3 protein-coding genes are annotated in these 2,239 nt (G+C 75.0%); 2 read left to right on the top strand and 1 reads right to left on the bottom strand.

Annotated features, from left to right (window positions below):
• On the bottom strand, positions 1-243 hold a 243-nt coding region (locus B9S61_RS04455; protein ID WP_258039546.1), incomplete at its 3' end, for a sensor domain-containing protein.
• A gap of 176 nt (positions 244-419) precedes the next feature.
• On the opposite strand from B9S61_RS04455, the gene B9S61_RS04450 reads away from it, so the two are divergent.
• Positions 420-1,166 carry an ABC transporter ATP-binding protein gene (locus B9S61_RS04450; protein ID WP_103541022.1) on the top strand — a complete coding sequence of 249 codons (747 nt, stop codon included), beginning with the start codon at positions 420-422 and terminating at the stop codon, positions 1,164-1,166.
• Positions 1,160-2,239: ABC transporter permease (locus tag B9S61_RS04445; protein ID WP_146064707.1), on the top strand; the 1,080-nt coding region annotated here is incomplete at its 3' end. The genes B9S61_RS04450 and B9S61_RS04445, both read left to right, overlap by 7 nt.

The following is a 2,239-nucleotide window of genomic DNA, read 5'->3' as shown; positions in this document are numbered from 1 at the left end:
CCGCAGCCGCCACCGCTCCAGGCGGGCCACCGGCAGGCCCGCGAGTGCGGTGCCGAACAGCAGGGGCAGCCCCACCAGGACGACCGTGAGCACACCGCCGGCCGCCACCGACACGGCGAGGCCCACGAGCACGACGGCGCCGGTCACCGCACCGGTGAGCAGATATCCGGCCGAGCGCCACGGCCAGGCCGACAGCACGTAGCCGGGGCGGGCCATGGCCTGCCAGGGATCTCGGGGCTGCATGCGGATCACCGTAGAGGCGGTGCCACGCGGCGGCCATGGGCCTGGACGGAGGTTTCGGGGTATGCCTGGCCCCACCCCTCTTCTCGCCCCTGCCGCACTGCGCCGCCCGGCCCGTGAACGGTTTCGTTTCCCCCGTCGCTCAGCCCGCGACGGCCGGAACGGACAGGGAGTGGGACATGGACCAGAAGGACGGCGACGCGATCACGCTGCGCCGCGTGAGCCGCCGGTACGGCTCGGGCGACCGTGCGGTGCACGCGCTGGACGAGGTCTCACTCGCCTTCCCGCGCGGAAGCTTCACCGCCGTGATGGGTCCCTCCGGCTCCGGCAAGTCGACGCTGCTGCAGTGCGCCGCGGGACTCGACCGGCCGACCTCGGGCTCGGTCGTCGTGGGCGGCACCGAACTGACCGGGCTCGGAGAGAGGCGGCTGACCCTGCTGCGCCGCGAGCGGATCGGGTTCGTCTTCCAGGCGTTCAACCTGCTGCCGTCGCTGACCGCCGAACAGAACGTCGTCCTTCCGCTGCGACTGGCCGGCCGGCGTGTGCCGCGGTCCCGGATCCGCGCCGCACTCGACCAGGTCGGCCTCGGTGACCGCGCCCGGCACCGGCCCGCGCAGTTGTCCGGCGGCCAGCAGCAGCGCGTCGCGCTGGCCCGCGCCCTGATCACCCGCCCCGAGGTGCTGTTCGCCGACGAACCGACCGGGGCCCTGGACTCCCGGACCGGCCACGAGGTACTCACGCTGCTGCGGGGGATGACCGACGGCGCGGGCCGGACAGTCGTCATGGTGACCCACGACCCGGTGGCCGCTTCCCGCGCGGACCGCGTGGTCTTCCTGGTCGACGGCCGCGTCCACGGCGAGCTGACCCGTGCGGGAGCCGACGCCATCGCCGCGCGGATGACCGGACTGGAGACGGTGCCGTGCTGAGCCTCGCCCTGCGCACCGTGCGCACCCACCCGCTCACCTTCGCCGGCGCCTTCACCGCCCTGTCCCTGGGCGTGGCCCTGCTCACCGTCATGGGACTCGCACTCGCCTCCTCGCTGGAGGCCCCCGCGCGGGGGCCGGAACGGTTCGCCGCCGCCCCGGCCGTGGTCAAGGGCGCGGACACGTTCCGTGTCCCCACACCGGACGGCGACCGGACCGGAGAACTGGCGCACCCCCGCGCGGTGCCGGACACGACCCTGGCGACGCTGCGCCGGCTCGGCACCGTCGTCGTGGACCGCTCCTACCCCGTCCGCGCGGCGGGCGGGCCCGGCGGTCTGACCGGTCACCCCTGGTCCACCGCCGCGTTCGCCCCGTACGAGATCGAGTCGGGCCGTGCGCCCCGCGCGGACGACGAGGTCGTCGTCAGCGGTGACTGGGTACGGCCGGGAGAGCCGGTCCGTACGGATCACGGCACCGTGCGGGTGGTGGGCACCGTGGGGGATCTCGGCTTCGAGCACGCCCTCTTCCACACCGACGCACGCGCCGCCGAGCTGTCCCCCGCCGTCCTCCAGCTGGTTGTGGACGCCGACCCGGCGGCCGTACCGGAAGCGGTGCGCGGGGCGGCGGGTGTCCAGGTCCTCACCGGTGACGACCGCCGCTTCGCCGATGCCGGCCCCGAACGCGACGGCGAAGCGCTGACCGCGATGAACGCCCTGTTCGGCACGGCCGGCGGCGTCTCCGCCTTCGTCTCGGTGTTCGTGGTGGCCTCCACCTTCGCCTTCGCGGTCGAGCGCCGACGCCGGGAGTTCGGTCTGCTGCGGACCGCGGGAGCCACCCCGGGACAGCTGCGGCGCATGGTGCTCCTCGAGGCCCTGATCGTCGGGGTGCTCGCCTCGGCCGCCGGGTGCGCGCTCGGCAGGCCGGCCGCGCCCCTGCTGGCCTCATGGGCGGCCGAGGTGGGACTGGCGCCCGGCTGGTTCACGATCGGCGACGCGGTCTGGCCGTACCACCTCGCGTTCTGGACGGGACTTCTCGTCGCCCTGTGCGGCGCCGCCGCCGCCTCGTGGCGGGCGGGG

This window comes from Streptomyces sp. SM1, assembly GCF_002910825.1.
In the GTDB taxonomy this organism is placed as follows: Bacteria; Actinomycetota; Actinomycetes; order Streptomycetales; family Streptomycetaceae; genus Streptomyces; species Streptomyces okerensis.
Note: the sequence above shows the minus strand (reverse complement) of the source record. Positions and strands in the feature narration are given on the sequence as shown.